Genomic DNA, 15,885 nt, shown 5'->3' on the forward strand with positions numbered 1-15,885 from the left:
GTGTATCCCAACCCATAGCGTTTTTTAATCCGCCTATGGCGCTAAAACAATTTTTGGTATACGCTTTAAATGCACCACGAACATGATTTTTGTTCATTGGGTGGTTTAATTTCCATTCCGCATTCGAATCCTTTTCATAAACAAATCCACCAGCAATTCCAACTCTTGGGTTTCCTTGAAATATATAAGCAATCTTCTCAAAATAGTTGTCTGGCAAAATAATATCAGCATCCAATTTTACAAGAAAATCATAATCGTTATCTATTAGAGCTAAGCCTTTTTTGAAAGCATTTATTACTTTGCTTCCGGGCATATGTTCGGTAGAGGATTGGGTGTTCAATTTCGTAAATACTTCATTTTTAGTACAAAATTGGTCTAGAATAGTTTCTGTTCCGTCTGTTGAATTATCATTTACAACAATTACTTTTTTAGGTAGTAGCGACTGCCGTAAAACTGAATTCAGCGTATCGGCTAAAAAGGCTTCCTCGTTATGAGCGGGAATAATAATGTAATAGTTCATTTGGATTTTTTTCAACACCGAAAATCAATAAATCAGCTTCTATGTATTAACCACAAAGGTCACAAAAATATTTACAAAGAACACTAAGGGTTTTGCGTTTATATTAGCGTTACAAACTGATTTTATTGGAGTCTTTTTACAGCGTACCATTTATAACTCTCTTAATGCCATTTTTTAATAATGCAACATTGAAGTTGATTAATAACCCAAGTTTGTAGTTCCCAAGTTTCATATATGTTAATGTTTGAGCCAGATGTATATCGTTTAAGGTTTCCACGCTTTTTATCTCAATTACTACTTTGTTTGCGACTAATATATCTATTCTATAACCACATTCTAGTTTTACTTCTTCAAACTTCAAGGGCATGGGTTTTTCCTTCTGTACTTCAAGTCCTGATCTTTCCAATGTATAGACTAGACATTCTTGATAAGCGCTTTCTAGAAGTCCTGGTCCAAGCACTTTGTGTACTTCAATTGCACATCCTATAATTCTACTACTTATTTCGTTTTCATTCATCTCCTTTTAATTGAGTTACATCTAATAAAATTATCACAATAGTGATGGAGCTTGCTTTGAGAACTTTTTGAGTACTTGGTGTACTCTGTGGTTGCTTTTATTTGGAATTAATTATAGAGTTTTAATTCTCTCAGCATAAACAATATAGTATCGTGGTGTAAAACTACGTAGTAAAGGTCTTATTCCTAATTTTTTTACAGGATTAGTCCATTTAGCACGGTCCTTAATTTCCCAACCTGCTTTTTCAAGCAACCAGTCGAATTGCCAATCTTCAAATTCGTGATAATGCCTATCCCAAGGGTCTGTTTTGCTTCTGTACGCTGGGGAAAACCATAATTTTAAGGGGATACTAGCTACTAGTTTATTGGCTTTTATTTCTTTTAACACATTGAAAGGGGCAATCAGGTGCTCGAATATTTCAAAAGCAGTTGCCACGTCTGCAGAGGAGTTAAGAACACTTTCAAAGTTTAAGTCAAGATCTTCTCCTTTCGTGTTTTCAACCGAATAACCTTGCTCAGTCATTATTTTAGAAAACGGATTTTCAACACCAAGGTCTAGAATAGATTCATCGGTTGAAATATGTTTTTGAAGGAAAGATAAAGTATGCTGAAAACGCCTATTCGGAAATGTTTTTTCGTACATAAATTTAGTGCTATCAAACTTGGTAAACGATGGCGTTTACATTCATGCCTGCGCCAACACTTGCAAAGATAACAACATCTCCTTTTTCTACCGATTGATTCTCTATTTTTCCATTACGTACCATATCAAATAAAGTAGGAATTGTAGCTACAGAGCTATTTCCCATTTCGTGTATGTTCATAGGCATAATACCTTCTGGCATTTGCATATCAAACAACTCGTAGAAACGTTTTACTATAGCTTCATCCATTTTTTCATTTGCCTGATGAATGAATATTTTCTTAACCGATTTTATATCTTTACCGCTTTCTAAAAGGCAATTTTTCATTGCTACAGGTACAACAGTTAATGCAAATTCGTATATTTTTCTACCATACATTTTTATATACCTGCGGTCCTCTTCTACCTCATTGTTATATGAACTTCCAAAGAAAAGATAATAAGCTTCACCATTTGCATGGGTCTCGGATGCATGTGCTAAAATTTGTCCGCCGTCTTCATTGGCTTCAATAATAGTTGCCCCAGCACCATCTGAATAGATCATAGAATCGCGATCATAGTCATCAACAACTCTAGATAGTGTTTCTGCACCAATAACTAAACATTTTTTTGCTATTCCACTTTTTATAAATGCGTTTGCTTGGATTACACCTTCAATCCATCCTGGGCAACCGAAGAGCATGTCATAAGCGACACATTTCGGGTTTTTAATTTTTAAATGATGTTTTACTCTTGTTGCTAAACTAGGTAGTGTATCCCCTTGAGTTTTCCCAAAGGAAACATCACCAAAATTGTGAGCAAAAATGATATAATCTAGTTCTTCTTTATCGATGCCTGAATCTTCAATAGCTTCTTCGGCTGCCAAGTAAGCAATATCCGAAGTATTCAAATTATTATCGACATAGCGTCTTTTGCCTATACCGGTTATTGATTTAAATTTTTGAATAATTACTTCGTTGGAATATTTTAACGGAGAGCCGTCAGCATTTAGAAATTCATTTTCTGAAAAATGATTATTTTCTGTAATCTGGCCAGGTATGTAACAACCTGTACCCGAGATACCGATTTTCATGAGGAACTATGTTTTGGTCTAGTCTGCTCAAGTTAATACAATCTACTTTTTAAAAATTAAGGACTATTCATTTCTTATGATGTTCAGCAAGTTCTAATTTGACAATAAATTAAAGAAAAAAGGCTCTTGAGATTGTCAAGAGCCTTTGTTTATTACTGTTTTGGATGTTTTTTAAAATTCTGCATAGGCCTCAATAGGCGTACAAGTACAAATAAGATTACGGTCGCCATAGGCGTCATCAACACGGCGTACAGCAGGCCAAAACTTATTATTTGCTACGTAATTTAATGGATATGCCGCTTTTTGTCTGCTGTAAGGAAATTGCCATTCATCACTTGTAAGCATTTCAAGGGTGTGCGGAGCATTCTTTAAAACGTTATTTGAATTGTCGGAAGAAGCTTCATCTATTTCATCTCGAATAGCGAGCATCGCATCACAAAAACGATCTAGTTCAACTAGGCTTTCGCTTTCAGTTGGCTCAATCATTATGGTGCCAGCAACGGGGAATGATACCGTAGGAGCGTGAAAACCATAATCCATTAATCTTTTAGCAATATCGGTAACCTCAATACCATTAATTTTAAATGGTCGGCAGTCTACAATCATTTCATGTGCTGCTCTTCCTTTTTCTCCAGAATAGAGCACATCAAACTTACCATTTAATCTTTCTTTGATGTAATTGGCATTTAAAATAGCGATTTTGGTAGATTGTGTTAAACCAGCTTCACCTAACATTTTAATATATCCGTAGGAAATCAAACAAACTAAAGAACTACCCCAAGGAGCTCCAGATATAGCAGTAATTGCTTTTTCGCCACCAGTTTTAATAACTGGGTTTCCGGGTAGAAAAGGAGCCAATTGTTTTGCTACGCAAATAGGGCCAACTCCGGGTCCACCTCCACCATGTGGAATAGCAAATGTTTTGTGTAAATTTAGGTGACAAACGTCAGCACCAATAGTTGCTGGATTGGTTAAACCAACCTGAGCATTCATGTTAGCACCATCCATATAAACTTGACCGCCATTGTCGTGAATAAGCTGAGTAATTTGTTTAATAGAAGATTCAAATACACCATGTGTAGATGGGTAGGTAACCATTAAGGCTGCTAAATTATCTTTGTGCAGCATAGCTTTTTCTTCTAAATCTGAGACGCTAATATTTCCATTATCATCAGTCTTAGTTACCACAACTTTCATTCCAGCCATAACTGCTGAAGCTGGATTGGTTCCGTGAGCGGAAGCCGGAATTAAACAAATATTTCTATGGCCTTCACCATTAGCTTCGTGGTATGCTCGAATGGCCATAAGACCGGCATATTCGCCTTGTGCTCCCGAATTGGGTTGTAAAGAAGTGGCAGCGAAACCGGTAATAACACTTAACTGATCTTCTAATTCTTTTAGAACAATTTGATATCCTTCCGCTTGTTCTACCGGAGCAAAAGGATGAATGTTTCCCCATTCGGCCCAACTTAAAGGTAGCATTTCAGAAGCAGCATTCAATTTCATAGTACAGCTGCCTAATGAAATCATAGAATGATTTAATGCTAAATCCTTACGTTCTAGTCTTTTGATATATCGCATCAATTCGGTCTCAGAATGATAAGAATTAAAAACAGGGTCCTCGAGATAGGGTGTGTTCCTTTTTAAATTTGCATCGATTATTTCTTGTGGATAGGCATCCGGAATATTTGCCATGTCAATACCAAATAATGTAGCAAGGGTTTTAATATCTGCAATAGTGGTTGCTTCATTAATTGATATTGAAACTTCGCCTTCTGCAATTACATTTAAATTGATTCCCTTTTTTTGAGCATTAATTAATAATTCATCGGCATTTTCAACCTTAAATCTAACGGTATCAAAATAATTAGAATTTGTTTGTTTAATTCCAAAATCTCCTACGATCTGACTTAAATAAGCGGCTTTTTTGTGTACTTGCTTAGCGATATATTTTAAGCCTTTTGGACCATGGTAAACTGCATACATTGCAGCCATAACAGCCAATAATACTTGTGCAGTACAAATGTTCGACGTCGCCTTGTCTCGCTTAATATGTTGTTCGCGTGTTTGTAATGCCATGCGTAGGGCGGGCTTGCCATCAACATCTTTGGTAAGTCCAATTATTCTACCAGGAATACTTCTTTTGTAAGCTTCTTTGGTAGCAAAAAAAGCTGCATGAGGTCCTCCGTAACCTAAGGGAATTCCAAATCTTTGCGTGGTACCTACAACTACATCTACCCCAAACTCTCCAGGTGCTTTTAACAAAGCTAAACTTAAGATGTCTGCAGCAACAGCAACTTTTATATTTTGTTCTTTTGCTTTATGTACAAAATCGGTATAATCATATGCTTCACCATATTTACCAGGGTATTGTAAAAGCATTCCAAAATAGTCGTTAGAGAAATCAAATTCTTCATGATTTCCTACAACCAATTCTATGTGTAGTGGTTTTGATCTTGTTTCGAGTAGTGAAAGGGTTTGCGGCAAAACTTCTTCTGATACAAAGAATTTTAGGACACCACTTTTTTTCTGCTCGCGTGAGCGAACATCAAAAAGTAAAGCCATAGCTTCAGCCGCTGCGGTACTCTCATCTAAAAGGGATGCGTTTGCCAATTCCATACCGGTAAGATCGCAAACCATAGTTTGAAAATTGAGTAGCGCTTCTAACCTGCCTTGGGCAATTTCGGCTTGGTAGGGTGTGTAGGCCGTATACCAACCCGGGTTCTCAAGAATATTACGCTTGATAACCGAAGGAGTCAAACTTTCGTGATAGCCTAAACCTATATAACTTTTAAAAACCTTATTTTTTTTAGCCAGGTTTTGCAAATGCACCAAATATTCATTTTCACTAAGTGCAGTATCTAAATTTAGATTTTCTTTAAGTCTAATATCATTCGGGATAGTTTCAGATATTAATTGATCTAAATTATTAACTCCAATCGTTTCGAGCATTTTTTGGTAATCTTTTTTACCAATTCCGATATGGCGCAGGGCAAACGAATCTGTTTTCATAGGCTATAAAAATAAGTCTTCAAAAATAGTTATTAATCCTAATAAAATTGGAGGGTTTGGGTAGGTCTTGGTATAAAGTTTTTAACTAAAACCATGGCTTATTAACAGTTTGGTTACTTTTATACTGTGAAGGTTTTAAAACGCTTTTTTAATTTTTATTTGGATGCCAGTATTCATGTAGCATTGTCTGTATATTGTTTGGTGTGGCTAACTGGTTATATGTTGGATATTGCTATTGACACTAACCTTGCTCTTTTTTTGTTTTTTGGGACTATTGTGAGTTACAATTTTGTAAAATATGGACTGGAGGCAGAGAAATACATTTTAGTGGCCAATCGATATCATAAAAATATACAGTTTTTCAGTTTCGTAGCTTTAGCATTTGTAGCCTATTATGCTTTTGGCTTAAATAGAGAAACATGGGAAGCGCTAATTGTTCTTTCAATTATTACAGGACTTTATGCTATACCAGTTATGCCGAATGCTAAAAATTTAAGGAGTTTAAGTGGTTTTAAAATTGTTGTGGTAGCAGTTGTTTGGGCAGGAGCCACAGTTATATTACCGCTTTTGCAAAATGAAAAACTTGCGAGTTGGGATGTGAATGTTGAGACGCTACAGCGATTTTTAATCGTTTTAGCATTGATGTTGCCCTTTGAGATTCGAGATTTACGTTATGATCCACCGGAATTAAATACCATACCTCAACGTTTTGGAATAACTAATACGAAATTAATAGGGGTTGTATTGGTCTTAGCTATTTCGTTGCTAACGTTTTTAAAAGATAACCTTTCGATACTTGAAATAGTTGCGAAAATTTTTATTTGTATAACGTTGTTATTAGCGATTTTAAATTCGAATAAAAAGCGAAGTAAGTATTATGCTTCTTTTTGGGTAGAGTCTCTGCCAATAATTTGGTTTGTAGCGGTTTGGATAGTGGACAAAAGTTTTTAAATTTCTTTATCTAGTTTAGCCTTCATCGCTGATTTTTCTATTTCGGTAAGGCTTTGAAGTTTTGCCTTATCACAAATAGTAGTCAATTGTGCATTTTTTTTTGTGAATTTAGAGCATGCTTTACAAGTAAGTAAATGAAATTTTAGTTTTAATTTTTCTATAAAAGACGCTTCGCTGTACTGTGCTTTATTGCAAATTATTGCCGCTTTTTCGCAAGATATCATAATTCAAACCAATTTTGATTTAAGCAACCTACAAGAGCCGTACGAGCTCTGTGTATCATTACCCACAAGTTAGACGGATTAATGTTGAGTTCATTACAAATATCTTCAGTACTCATGCCTTGAATGGTTTTCATTTTAAAAACCATAGATTGTTTTTTAGGTAATTTAGAAATGCAGCCATGTATTGCAAGGCCTAATTCTTCATTTTCGATAGCATCATTTTCAAAAGAACTAAAGGGGTCGGCTACTTGTTCTTCAAGCCAATCACCTTCAGAATCTGAACTAGCACTATAGTTCATGCGAACCTCCGCTTTACCTTTTTTCGAGTTTATTTTACGGTAGTGGTCAATAACTTTTCTTTTTAAAATAGCAATTAACCATGTGCGTTCGGTGGCATCTCCTTTATAATTTTTGGCCGATTTTAAACCGGCAAAAAAAGTTTCTTGTACTAAATCGCGTGCAATTTCGGCATCACTTACCCTGCCAACTGCATAGTTGAAAAGATAATCTGCATATGCATCTACCCAAGTGTTCGGATGTAGTTTATTTAAAGGCATTTGTTTTTCGTCGTTGCCAAAAATAAGGGAATTTGTTTTAATCAGCTTCATGCTTTTGTTTTTGTAGTCGTATTTTATTGCTGGCATAATTTTTTATCTTTGATTAAATCTGCTTTTATGAAAACTTTTTTCACCTGTGCCTTTTTGCTTTTAATGATTTCGAGCTGTGCTCAAAGTAAAGAAAAACCTATCACAGAACTTTCACAGAATGATGTTGATAGCGGGATATTAATTGATGTGCGAACTCCTGATGAGTTTAAAGCAGGTCATTTAGATAACGCTTTGAATATGAATTGGTTCGATGAAGATTTTAAAAATAAATTCCAAGACATACCAAAAGACAAAACAATATATGTGTATTGTAAAATGGGAGGTCGTAGTGCTAAAGCCGCGAACTTGCTTGACTCACTTGGTTATGAAAATGTAATAAATTTAACGGGTGGATATGATGCCTACGCCAAAAACAAATAGCAGGTAGCATGTGAGTATGCCAATATTCTTAGGCATTACTATTATCTATAAAACACTTTAGAATTTCTTCTAATTTCGGCTTTTTTAAAGGCTTTACTATATATTCAGATATTTCATTATGTAATTTTGACTTTTCGGTGTCAACAGGGTCTACAGAAGATGAGACCATATGAATAGTTATGGGTTTATTTAATTGTGGTTTCAGTAATACGTATTCTTCCATGAATTGAAACCCATCCATTACCGGCATGTTAATATCTAAAAAGATAATATCAGGTAGCTCGGTTTGGTTAGTAAGATTAGCCTTTATAAAGTTAATCGCCTCCAAGCCATCGTTAAATAAATTGATTTTAAAATCAGGGTTAATTGCTTTTATATTTATAGAAGTAGTAAGCTGGTAAATATCATCATCATCAATAATACAAACATTAGTATTCACATCCATAGCTCGTTTTAATTTAAGGTTATAAAAAAAGTAGTTCCAACATTTACTTCACTTTCTGCATATATAGACCCACCCATAGCTTCTATTTGTGCTTTAGTTAAGAACAGGCCAATGCCTAGTGCTTCTGGATGTCTATGAAATACTTTATTAAGTCCGAATAGCTTATCTCCATGTTTTTCTAAATCAATACCAAGGCCATTGTCTTGTATGGTGAGCATTGTTTTGCCATTTTTAATCGTAGTAGAAATGGTAATTTCTGGGTTACGATTAGGCGATTTATACTTTATAGCATTGCTAATTAGGTTTAAAAAAATACTTTCCAAATATATTTCGTTGTACAAAATAGTTGGTGTGCTCGCGAAATCACTTATTATTACCGCATCTGTTTTTAATATATCTGCTACTAAAATTTCTTTGGTTTTAACTAAAGTGTCATCAAATGATAGTTCTAGTTTAACCAAGTTTTCATTATTCTTGATTTTTAATGAATCAATTAATGTATTTAAAGTAAGGGTTAGGTGGTCAATTACAACTCCAAATTTGCTAAAAAGCAATGCTTTTAAATCTTCATCGGTAGATTCGTTATGGAGTTCTAGCAGTGAACTTAAATTACTGACAGGACCCCTTAAATTATGGGAAGTGATTTGATTGAAGTCTGCCAACTGCCTATTTCTGGACATTAATTCGGTAGTGATATTCTCTAACCGATTATTAGTTTCTAGAATTTTACTTTCTGCCTTTTTTTGCTCGGTAATATCCATGCTAGTACCCAATATTTCAAGAATTTCCCCTGTGTCATCTAGTATTACCTTTCCTTTTGCCTCTATGGTCCTAATAACACCATGTTTATGTTTAACCTTATAGATGATAGTGTTAAAAACCTTAAACTCTAAGAGTTCTTTTAAATGATTTACAAGTTTGTCATAATCATCTGAATGTATACAAGTCAGAAATTTTTTGAAGCTCATTGGTATACCAACTTCGAAACCATAAATTCTATAAGAGTTGTGCGACCAATTAAATTCTTGGGTTTTAGGGTTGAAGATAAATGAACCAATCATGGCAAGTTCTTCCGCTTTATTTAATTGACTGTTAGTCTGTATTAATTTATATTCTTTTTTAATAGATTCTGTAATGTCTTGTACGGTACCAATAATAGAAATTGGGTTGTTTTTATTATCCTTAACTATTTCACTAACTGCTTTTAAAGTTTTTTTAGTGCTATTTTTAGTAACGATGCGATAAGTGATTTCTTTAATTGCATTTTTTTTCAATCTATTCTCAACCTGTGATATTACTCTTACTTTATCATCTGGATGAACAAAAGAAAACCAAATATTCCGAGTTATTTTTTCTTCCGAGGGAAGTTCAAAAATATTATATAAGTGGTCGGACCACGAAAGTTGGTCATTTTTTAGGTTCAAACTCCAAGAACCTATGTCGGACATTTTTTCTGCGCTTTCTAGCAGTTGCTTTTTCTCTAAAGTTTCTTGTTGAGACTTTACCCGCGCAGTAATATCCTGAGTTGTACCTGAGATTTTTATTATATTTCCAACATCGTCTGTAATTATATCTCCAAATACTTCTAAATTTTTAACATCTCCATTAGGTAGTTGAATGCGATATTCGCTATTATCATATTCTTTTTCTTCAAAAATTTGTTTCTCCTTACTTTTTACTGCATTGTAGTCATCTTTGTGTATACGGGAATAAAATAACTCAATATCAATAGGGGTTCCAATTTCTATTCCAAAAATTCTATAGAGATTGTCAGACCATTTAATTTTATTTTCAAGAACATCCCATTGCCAAGAGCCAATCAAAGCTATTTTTTCAGCAAAATTAAATTGTCTATTATTTTCTAGAATTTCTTGTTCCTTTTGTAAACGTTCAGTTATATCTTGGCTTGATCCTATTGCCTCAATAATTTCACCTTTATCATTTGTAATTAGTCGACCCACAGCTTCAATGGTTCTTACCTTACCATTTTTGTGTTTTGCTCGATGTATATTATTAATGACTTTAGTTTGAACGAACTCTTTTTGAATTTTTGATATATTTTCTTGATCCTCGGGATGCACACGTGTAAGGAATTTTTTAAAATCAATAGGACTACCAACTTCTATATCATAAATCTTGTAAAGATTGTTGGACCATTTATAGGTGTTGGTATTGGCATGCCAAGACCAAGACCCCGACATTGCTATCTGTTCAGCATCATTTAATTGCTGATTCTTCTGAAGTATTGCTTCTTCATTTTTCTTTGCCTCTGAAATGTCTTGCGTTGTGCCTACAAGGGTAATATTACCCTCTTTGTCTTTCGAGGCATTACCTCTTATTTCTAAGGTTCTAACATCACCGTTGTCTAAAATTATTCGGTGAATAAATTTTTTAGGTACGGCCCCATCAAGAATTTCATTAACGTATTGAGTAACTTTAGGCATGTCTTCAGGGTGTATCCTGGTTAAAGTTAACTCATGACTTATTTCTATCCCAGGTTCCCAGCCATATATTCTATAGAGGTTCTCAGACCATTTATAGATATTCAATTGTGGTTGCCACTCCCATGAACCTAACATAGCAGTTTTTTCAGCAAGATTAAGTTGTTGGTTTTTATAAATAATTAATTGCTCTTTTTTCTTAGATTCTGTAATGTCTTGGGTGGTGCCAACTAATTTTAAGTTGCCTTCTTTGTCTGTTATTGTATTTGCCCTCGCTTCTACGGTTTTAATGGTGCCATCGTCTAGTATTATTCTTTGAATAAACGACTCATGGTCTACTCCGTGCAAAATTTCGCGTACTATATTTCTAGTTGCTTCCAAATCTTCCGGGTGAACTCTAGAAATTCCTAGTTCTAAATTCATTTCTATACCAGGTTCAAAGCCATAAATGCGATATAAATTGTCTGACCAAATAAAGTCTTCAGTACTCGGATTGTATTCCCAAGAACCCAGCGATGCCATTTGTTCTGCAAAGTTTAATTGTTTGTTTTTATGCTCTATTTCTTGTTTTGCTTTTATGCTTTTGGTTATATCTTGGCAGCTACCGAGCATCTTAATAACTTCCCCTTTTTCATTGGCTATAATTTCACCAACAGATTTAACAATTTTAGTGGTGCCGTTTTTTAATACGATGCGATAAGTGCTTTCATAAGGTTGACTGAAGTTAATGGAAGAATTAAATTTTGCAACCACCAACTCTTTATCATCTTTGTGAATTAAATCTGTAAACAACTGGAACGTTACAATTGTGTCTTTTTTAAATCCGAAAATATCATGAAGGTTGTCTGACCATAAAATTTCACCCGTTAGAATTTCGTAACTCCATGAGCCAGATTTTGCTAATTTTTCGGCAAAATTTAACTCTTTATTTTTTTGAATTAGCTTCAGTTCATTTTTTGTACTTTCTGTTATGTCTTGGCAAGTACCTAACATTTCTACAACTTCACCACGTTTATTGGTAATAATTTTACCAATCGATTTAAGTGTTTTTATGGTGCCATCTTTTAGTCGTATGCGGTATGTGGCTTCACGAAATTTTCCATCGTGCATACCTGCTTTAAGCTTAGCACTTACATCTTTTTTGTCATCTTCATGTACATAATTTAAATAAGTCTCGTACGATATTGGCACATTAATGTCATGCTCATAAATATTATACATGTTATCTGACCAAATTACCACATTTGTTATTGGGTTCCATTGCCAGCTACCTGTCATGGTCATTCTTTCGGCAATACGCAACTGCTGATTTTTTTGAGCTAACTCTAGACCCCTTGTTTCACTTTCCGTGATGTCCAAGCAGGTACCTATTAATTCTACTGGTCCATCTGGGTCTTTTTTGTAAACTTTACCTATAACCTGAAGTGTTTTTATGACACCGCTTTTAAGGATGATTCGATGCGTAAAATCATTAAATTTTAAGTCTTTTATGGATTGTTTGACTTTTTTAGAGACGAAATCTTGATCATCGGGGTGAATGCGATTAAAATATGATTCGAAAGTTAATTTTTCATCTTTCGGATGCTCAAAAATCTCATAGTGATTATCTGACCAAAAAACGGTGTTACTTTCTGGTATATACTTCCAATATCCAATTGTAGTAAGTTTTTCTGCAAAATCAAGTAGTTGATTTTTTTCTCTTAGGTCATTTTCTATATTGACTTTTTGGGTAATATCTTGCGTGGAACCGATTATAACTTCGATCTCTCCTTTTTTATTTAGAATAGGTTCGGCTTTAATTTCTAACACTTTTTGATTGCCATCTATCAGTAGAATACGATGTGTGAATATTATTGATTTTTTGTTCTCAATAATCTCATTAGTTTTAGCCTTAACCAATGCTATATCATCCGGATGTGTTATGTTTAAATAGGAATCTATGGTTATTTTTTTCTCCTTTTCTAAGCCTACTATTCCATATAAATTGTCCGACCATTTAAATTTTTGATTGGTAGGATTCCATTGCCAAGATCCAGCTAATGTTAATCTTTCCGATATCTCTAATAGTTGTCTGTTCTGCTCATTTACTTTATCCTCCGTTATATCCTGGCAAGTGCCAAGCATTTCAATAACTTCTCCTTTTTCGTTGATTATTAATTGTCCGGCTGCAAGAATAACTTTGATTGTCCCGTTTTTTAAAATTATGCGATGCGAAAAGGGTGGTAGAATTTTATTGATAAAAGCATCGTCAATTTTTTTGGTTACGTATTCTATATCATCAGGATGTATAAAGGTCAAATAAGTCTCGTAGGTTATTTCTTTACTATTTTCTATTTCAAAAATCTCGTATAATTGATTCGACCATGTTTCTTTGTTTTTTTTTGTATCCCAACGCCAATACCCAATTTGGGCCATTTTTCCTGTAAGAGCTAATTGTTGATTTTGTTTCGCTAATTCCGCTTCGGCATTTTTTTGCTTCGTTATGTCTAATACAGCACCATGAACGTAAACGCAAATACCATTTTCAAAAATAGGTTGCCCTATCGTTCGTGTAAAACGGCTATTACCTTTGCCTGTTATAATAGCATGTTCTATTTCAAAAGATTTGCCAAATTCAATAGCTCCAAGGTGTACATTTTCTATTTGTTCTTTGAGTCCGGGAAGTTGTATAAAGTCGAAAACATTTTCTAGGTTCGGTTCAAAGTCTTCGGGAACTTCATAAATACGCCGTAAAACTTCATTCCAATAAATATTTTCAGTTTCTACTTCATACTGAAAGATTCCGATGTTGGCCGCTTTATTTACATTTTCGAGTAGCGCCAACGAATGAGAAATATCCAATTCTCTATTAGCCATGCTTAGTTAGTGTTTTCTTGCTATGACTTTTCGAGACTTATTAATAGCATTCAAGGGGAGGAAAAAAGTCAGCAAACTTGTGCGTAATACGCTACAAGATAAAAATTAATTTGCTGAAATGGAATAAACTAGGCTTGTTTTACTTCATAAATTATGATGAAGTTAAAAGGCCCGCTCTTTCTAACAAAGCCTCTACTTTTGGTTCTGTACCCCTAAAGCGCTTATAAAGCACCATTGGGTTTTCGGTGCCACCCTTTGATAGTACATTATCTTTAAATTTATTGGCAACTTCTTTATTGAAAATTCCTTTTTCTTTAAAATAGGCGAAGGCATCTGCATCGAGCACTTCGGCCCATTTATAGCTGTAATACCCTGAAGAATAACCACCCTGAAAAATATGTGCAAAAGCTGTGCTCATGCAAGTTTCAGGTGTTTCTGGAAATAAATTGGTTCCTGAAAAAGCTTCGGTTTCATAAGTTTTTACATCAGTTATTGCAGTAGGGTCTGTGCCATGCCATGCCATGTCTAAAAGACCAAAACTTAATTGACGTAAAGTCGCCATACCTTCTTGAAAAGTCGCCGATGCTTTAATTTTTTCCACCAAATCCATAGGTATAACTTCACCAGTTTCGTAATGGGTAGCAAAAAGTTCCAATGTCTCTTTTTCATAACACCAGTTTTCTAGTACCTGACTAGGAAGTTCAACGAAATCCCAATATACAGAAGTGCCTGAAAGGCTAGGATAGGTAGTATTGGCTAACATTCCGTGTAATCCATGTCCAAATTCGTGGAACAACGTAGTAACCTCATTAAAGGTTAGTAAAGAAGGTTTTGTTTCGGTAGATGGCGTAAAGTTGCAAACATTAGAAATTTGTGGTCTGCTGTTTTCTCCATTTTTAATCCATTGTGATTTAAATGATGTCATCCAAGCACCACCTCGTTTACCTTTACGCGGATGAAAATCGGCATAAAACAATGAAACGAAGTTGCTATCTGCATCGTAAACCTTATACGTTTTAACCTCTTCGTGATATTTATCTACATCAAAAACTTCTTCGAATTGTAATCCAAATAGTTTTTCAGCTACTGTAAATACGCCAGAAATTACATTTTCTAATTTAAAATATGGTTTTAATTGTTCGTCATCTAAATTGAACAATTTCTGTTTCAATTTTTCAGAATAATAACTGCCATCCCATTTTTGAAGTGTATCAATTTGATCTAGTCCTTTAGCAAAATCTTCAAGTTCTTGAAATTCTTTAATAGCTGCTGGTTTCGCTTTTTCTAGTAATTCATTTAAAAAAGAATGAACTTTCTCTGGAGTTTCAGCCATGCGTTCTTCTAAAACGAAATGAGCATGTGTTTTATAGCCTAATAAATTGGCTCTCTCGAAACGTAAATTTGCTAATTTTAAAACTGTTTCTTGGTTGTCTAATTCATCACCTTTAAATGCTTTACTACCAAAAGCCAACGAAAGTTTTTTTCGTAGTTCTCGATTTTCGGCATATTTCATAAAAGGAATATAACTTGGATAATCTAGGGTAATTAGCCAACCATCTTTCTCTTTAGATTTAGCGAGTTGGGCAGCCATTTCTTTAGCGCCATCTGGTAAACCCGTTACATCTTTTTCATCGGTAAGATGCATTTCAAATTTATTAGTTTCAGCAAGTACGTTTTCACCGAATTTTAATTTCAATTTTGAAAGTTCAGCATCTATTTCTCGTAATCTACTCTTTTTGTCTTCAGAAAGATTCGCACCGTTTCTGCTAAAACTTTTATATTTTTTATCTAATAAAGTGGTTTGTTCTATCGAGAGATTTAAAGAATCTTTTTGCTCATATATACTTTTTATTCTTATAAATAATGCTTCATTAAGAGTGATGTCGTTGCTGAATTCAGAAAGTAACGGAGAAATTTCTTGAGCAATTTTTTGAATTTCTTCATTGGTTTCAGCGGAGTTGAGATTAAAGAAAACACTGGATATTCTGTCTAATTGTTGGCCGGAAAATTCTAATGCGACAATAGTATTATTAAAAGTAGGTGCTTCTTTATTTGATGTAATCGCGTCTATTTCAGCTCTTGCATCTTGCATTGCTTGTAAAAAAGCAGGCTTAAAATGTTCGTTCTTTATTTTAGAAAATGGAGCGGTATCGAATGAGGATAAAAGTGGATTCATT

The 15,885-nt window shown here is 34.3% G+C and carries 11 protein-coding genes; 2 read left to right on the forward strand and 9 right to left on the reverse strand.

Going from position 1 to position 15,885, the window contains the following annotated elements; genetic code table 11:
- The 5 genes from ABJF52_RS11875 to gcvP all read right to left on the reverse strand — a co-directional run.
- Positions 1-520, reverse strand: a 520-nt coding sequence (locus ABJF52_RS11875) for a glycosyltransferase family 2 protein (protein ID WP_348150342.1), incomplete at its 3' end; no start/stop codon positions are given.
- Positions 521-656: 136 nt separating this feature from the next.
- Entirely contained in the window at positions 657-1,037 is a 381-nt protein-coding gene (locus tag ABJF52_RS11880) for a GxxExxY protein (protein WP_348150344.1), read from the reverse strand.
- A 111-nt stretch (positions 1,038-1,148) separates the two neighbouring features.
- Entirely contained in the window at positions 1,149-1,679 is a 531-nt protein-coding gene (locus ABJF52_RS11885) for a methyltransferase (protein WP_348150347.1), read from the reverse strand.
- A gap of 13 nt (positions 1,680-1,692) precedes the next feature.
- The gene (locus ABJF52_RS11890) at positions 1,693-2,751 is read right to left on the reverse strand and encodes a ketoacyl-ACP synthase III (protein ID WP_348150350.1); all 1,059 of its coding nucleotides are present in this window, start codon (positions 2,749-2,751) and stop codon (positions 1,693-1,695) included.
- 171 nt (positions 2,752-2,922) lie between these two features.
- The gene (gene gcvP, locus ABJF52_RS11895) at positions 2,923-5,763 is read right to left on the reverse strand and encodes an aminomethyl-transferring glycine dehydrogenase (RefSeq protein WP_348150353.1); all 2,841 of its coding nucleotides are present in this window, start codon (positions 5,761-5,763) and stop codon (positions 2,923-2,925) included.
- Between the two features lie 126 nt (positions 5,764-5,889).
- Here gcvP and ABJF52_RS11900 point away from each other — a divergent pair, with 126 nt between their 5' ends.
- Positions 5,890-6,714 (forward strand): hypothetical protein, encoded by an 825-nt coding sequence (locus tag ABJF52_RS11900; RefSeq protein ID WP_348150355.1) that lies wholly within the window; start codon positions 5,890-5,892, stop codon positions 6,712-6,714.
- A 220-nt stretch (positions 6,715-6,934) separates the two neighbouring features.
- Here ABJF52_RS11900 and ABJF52_RS11905 read toward each other — a convergent pair whose 3' ends face one another.
- Complete coding sequence (locus tag ABJF52_RS11905) at positions 6,935-7,495, reverse strand: sigma-70 family RNA polymerase sigma factor (RefSeq protein ID WP_348150402.1); 561 nt, start codon at positions 7,493-7,495, stop codon at positions 6,935-6,937.
- 117 nt (positions 7,496-7,612) lie between these two features.
- Between ABJF52_RS11905 and ABJF52_RS11910 the strand changes: the two genes are divergently transcribed.
- Positions 7,613-7,966, forward strand: a complete 354-nt coding sequence (locus ABJF52_RS11910) for a rhodanese-like domain-containing protein (RefSeq protein ID WP_348150358.1) — start codon at positions 7,613-7,615, stop codon at positions 7,964-7,966.
- 28 nt (positions 7,967-7,994) lie between these two features.
- On the opposite strand, the gene ABJF52_RS11915 is transcribed toward ABJF52_RS11910, so the two are convergent.
- The 3 genes from ABJF52_RS11915 to ABJF52_RS11925 form a co-directional block, all read right to left on the reverse strand.
- The gene (locus ABJF52_RS11915; protein WP_348150360.1) at positions 7,995-8,411 is read right to left on the reverse strand and encodes a response regulator; all 417 of its coding nucleotides are present in this window, start codon (positions 8,409-8,411) and stop codon (positions 7,995-7,997) included.
- An 8-nt stretch (positions 8,412-8,419) separates the two neighbouring features.
- Positions 8,420-13,708 carry a PAS domain-containing protein gene (locus ABJF52_RS11920; RefSeq protein ID WP_348150362.1) on the reverse strand — a complete coding sequence of 1,763 codons (5,289 nt, stop codon included), beginning with the start codon at positions 13,706-13,708 and terminating at the stop codon, positions 8,420-8,422.
- Positions 13,709-13,859: 151 nt separating this feature from the next.
- Positions 13,860-15,884 (reverse strand): M3 family metallopeptidase, encoded by a 2,025-nt coding sequence (locus ABJF52_RS11925; protein ID WP_348150365.1) that lies wholly within the window; start codon positions 15,882-15,884, stop codon positions 13,860-13,862.
- Position 15,885: the final 1 nt, after the last annotated feature.

Origin of the sequence: Aurantibacter sp., assembly GCF_039941195.1 — a bacterium.
Classification (GTDB): domain Bacteria; phylum Bacteroidota; class Bacteroidia; order Flavobacteriales; family Flavobacteriaceae; genus Aurantibacter_A.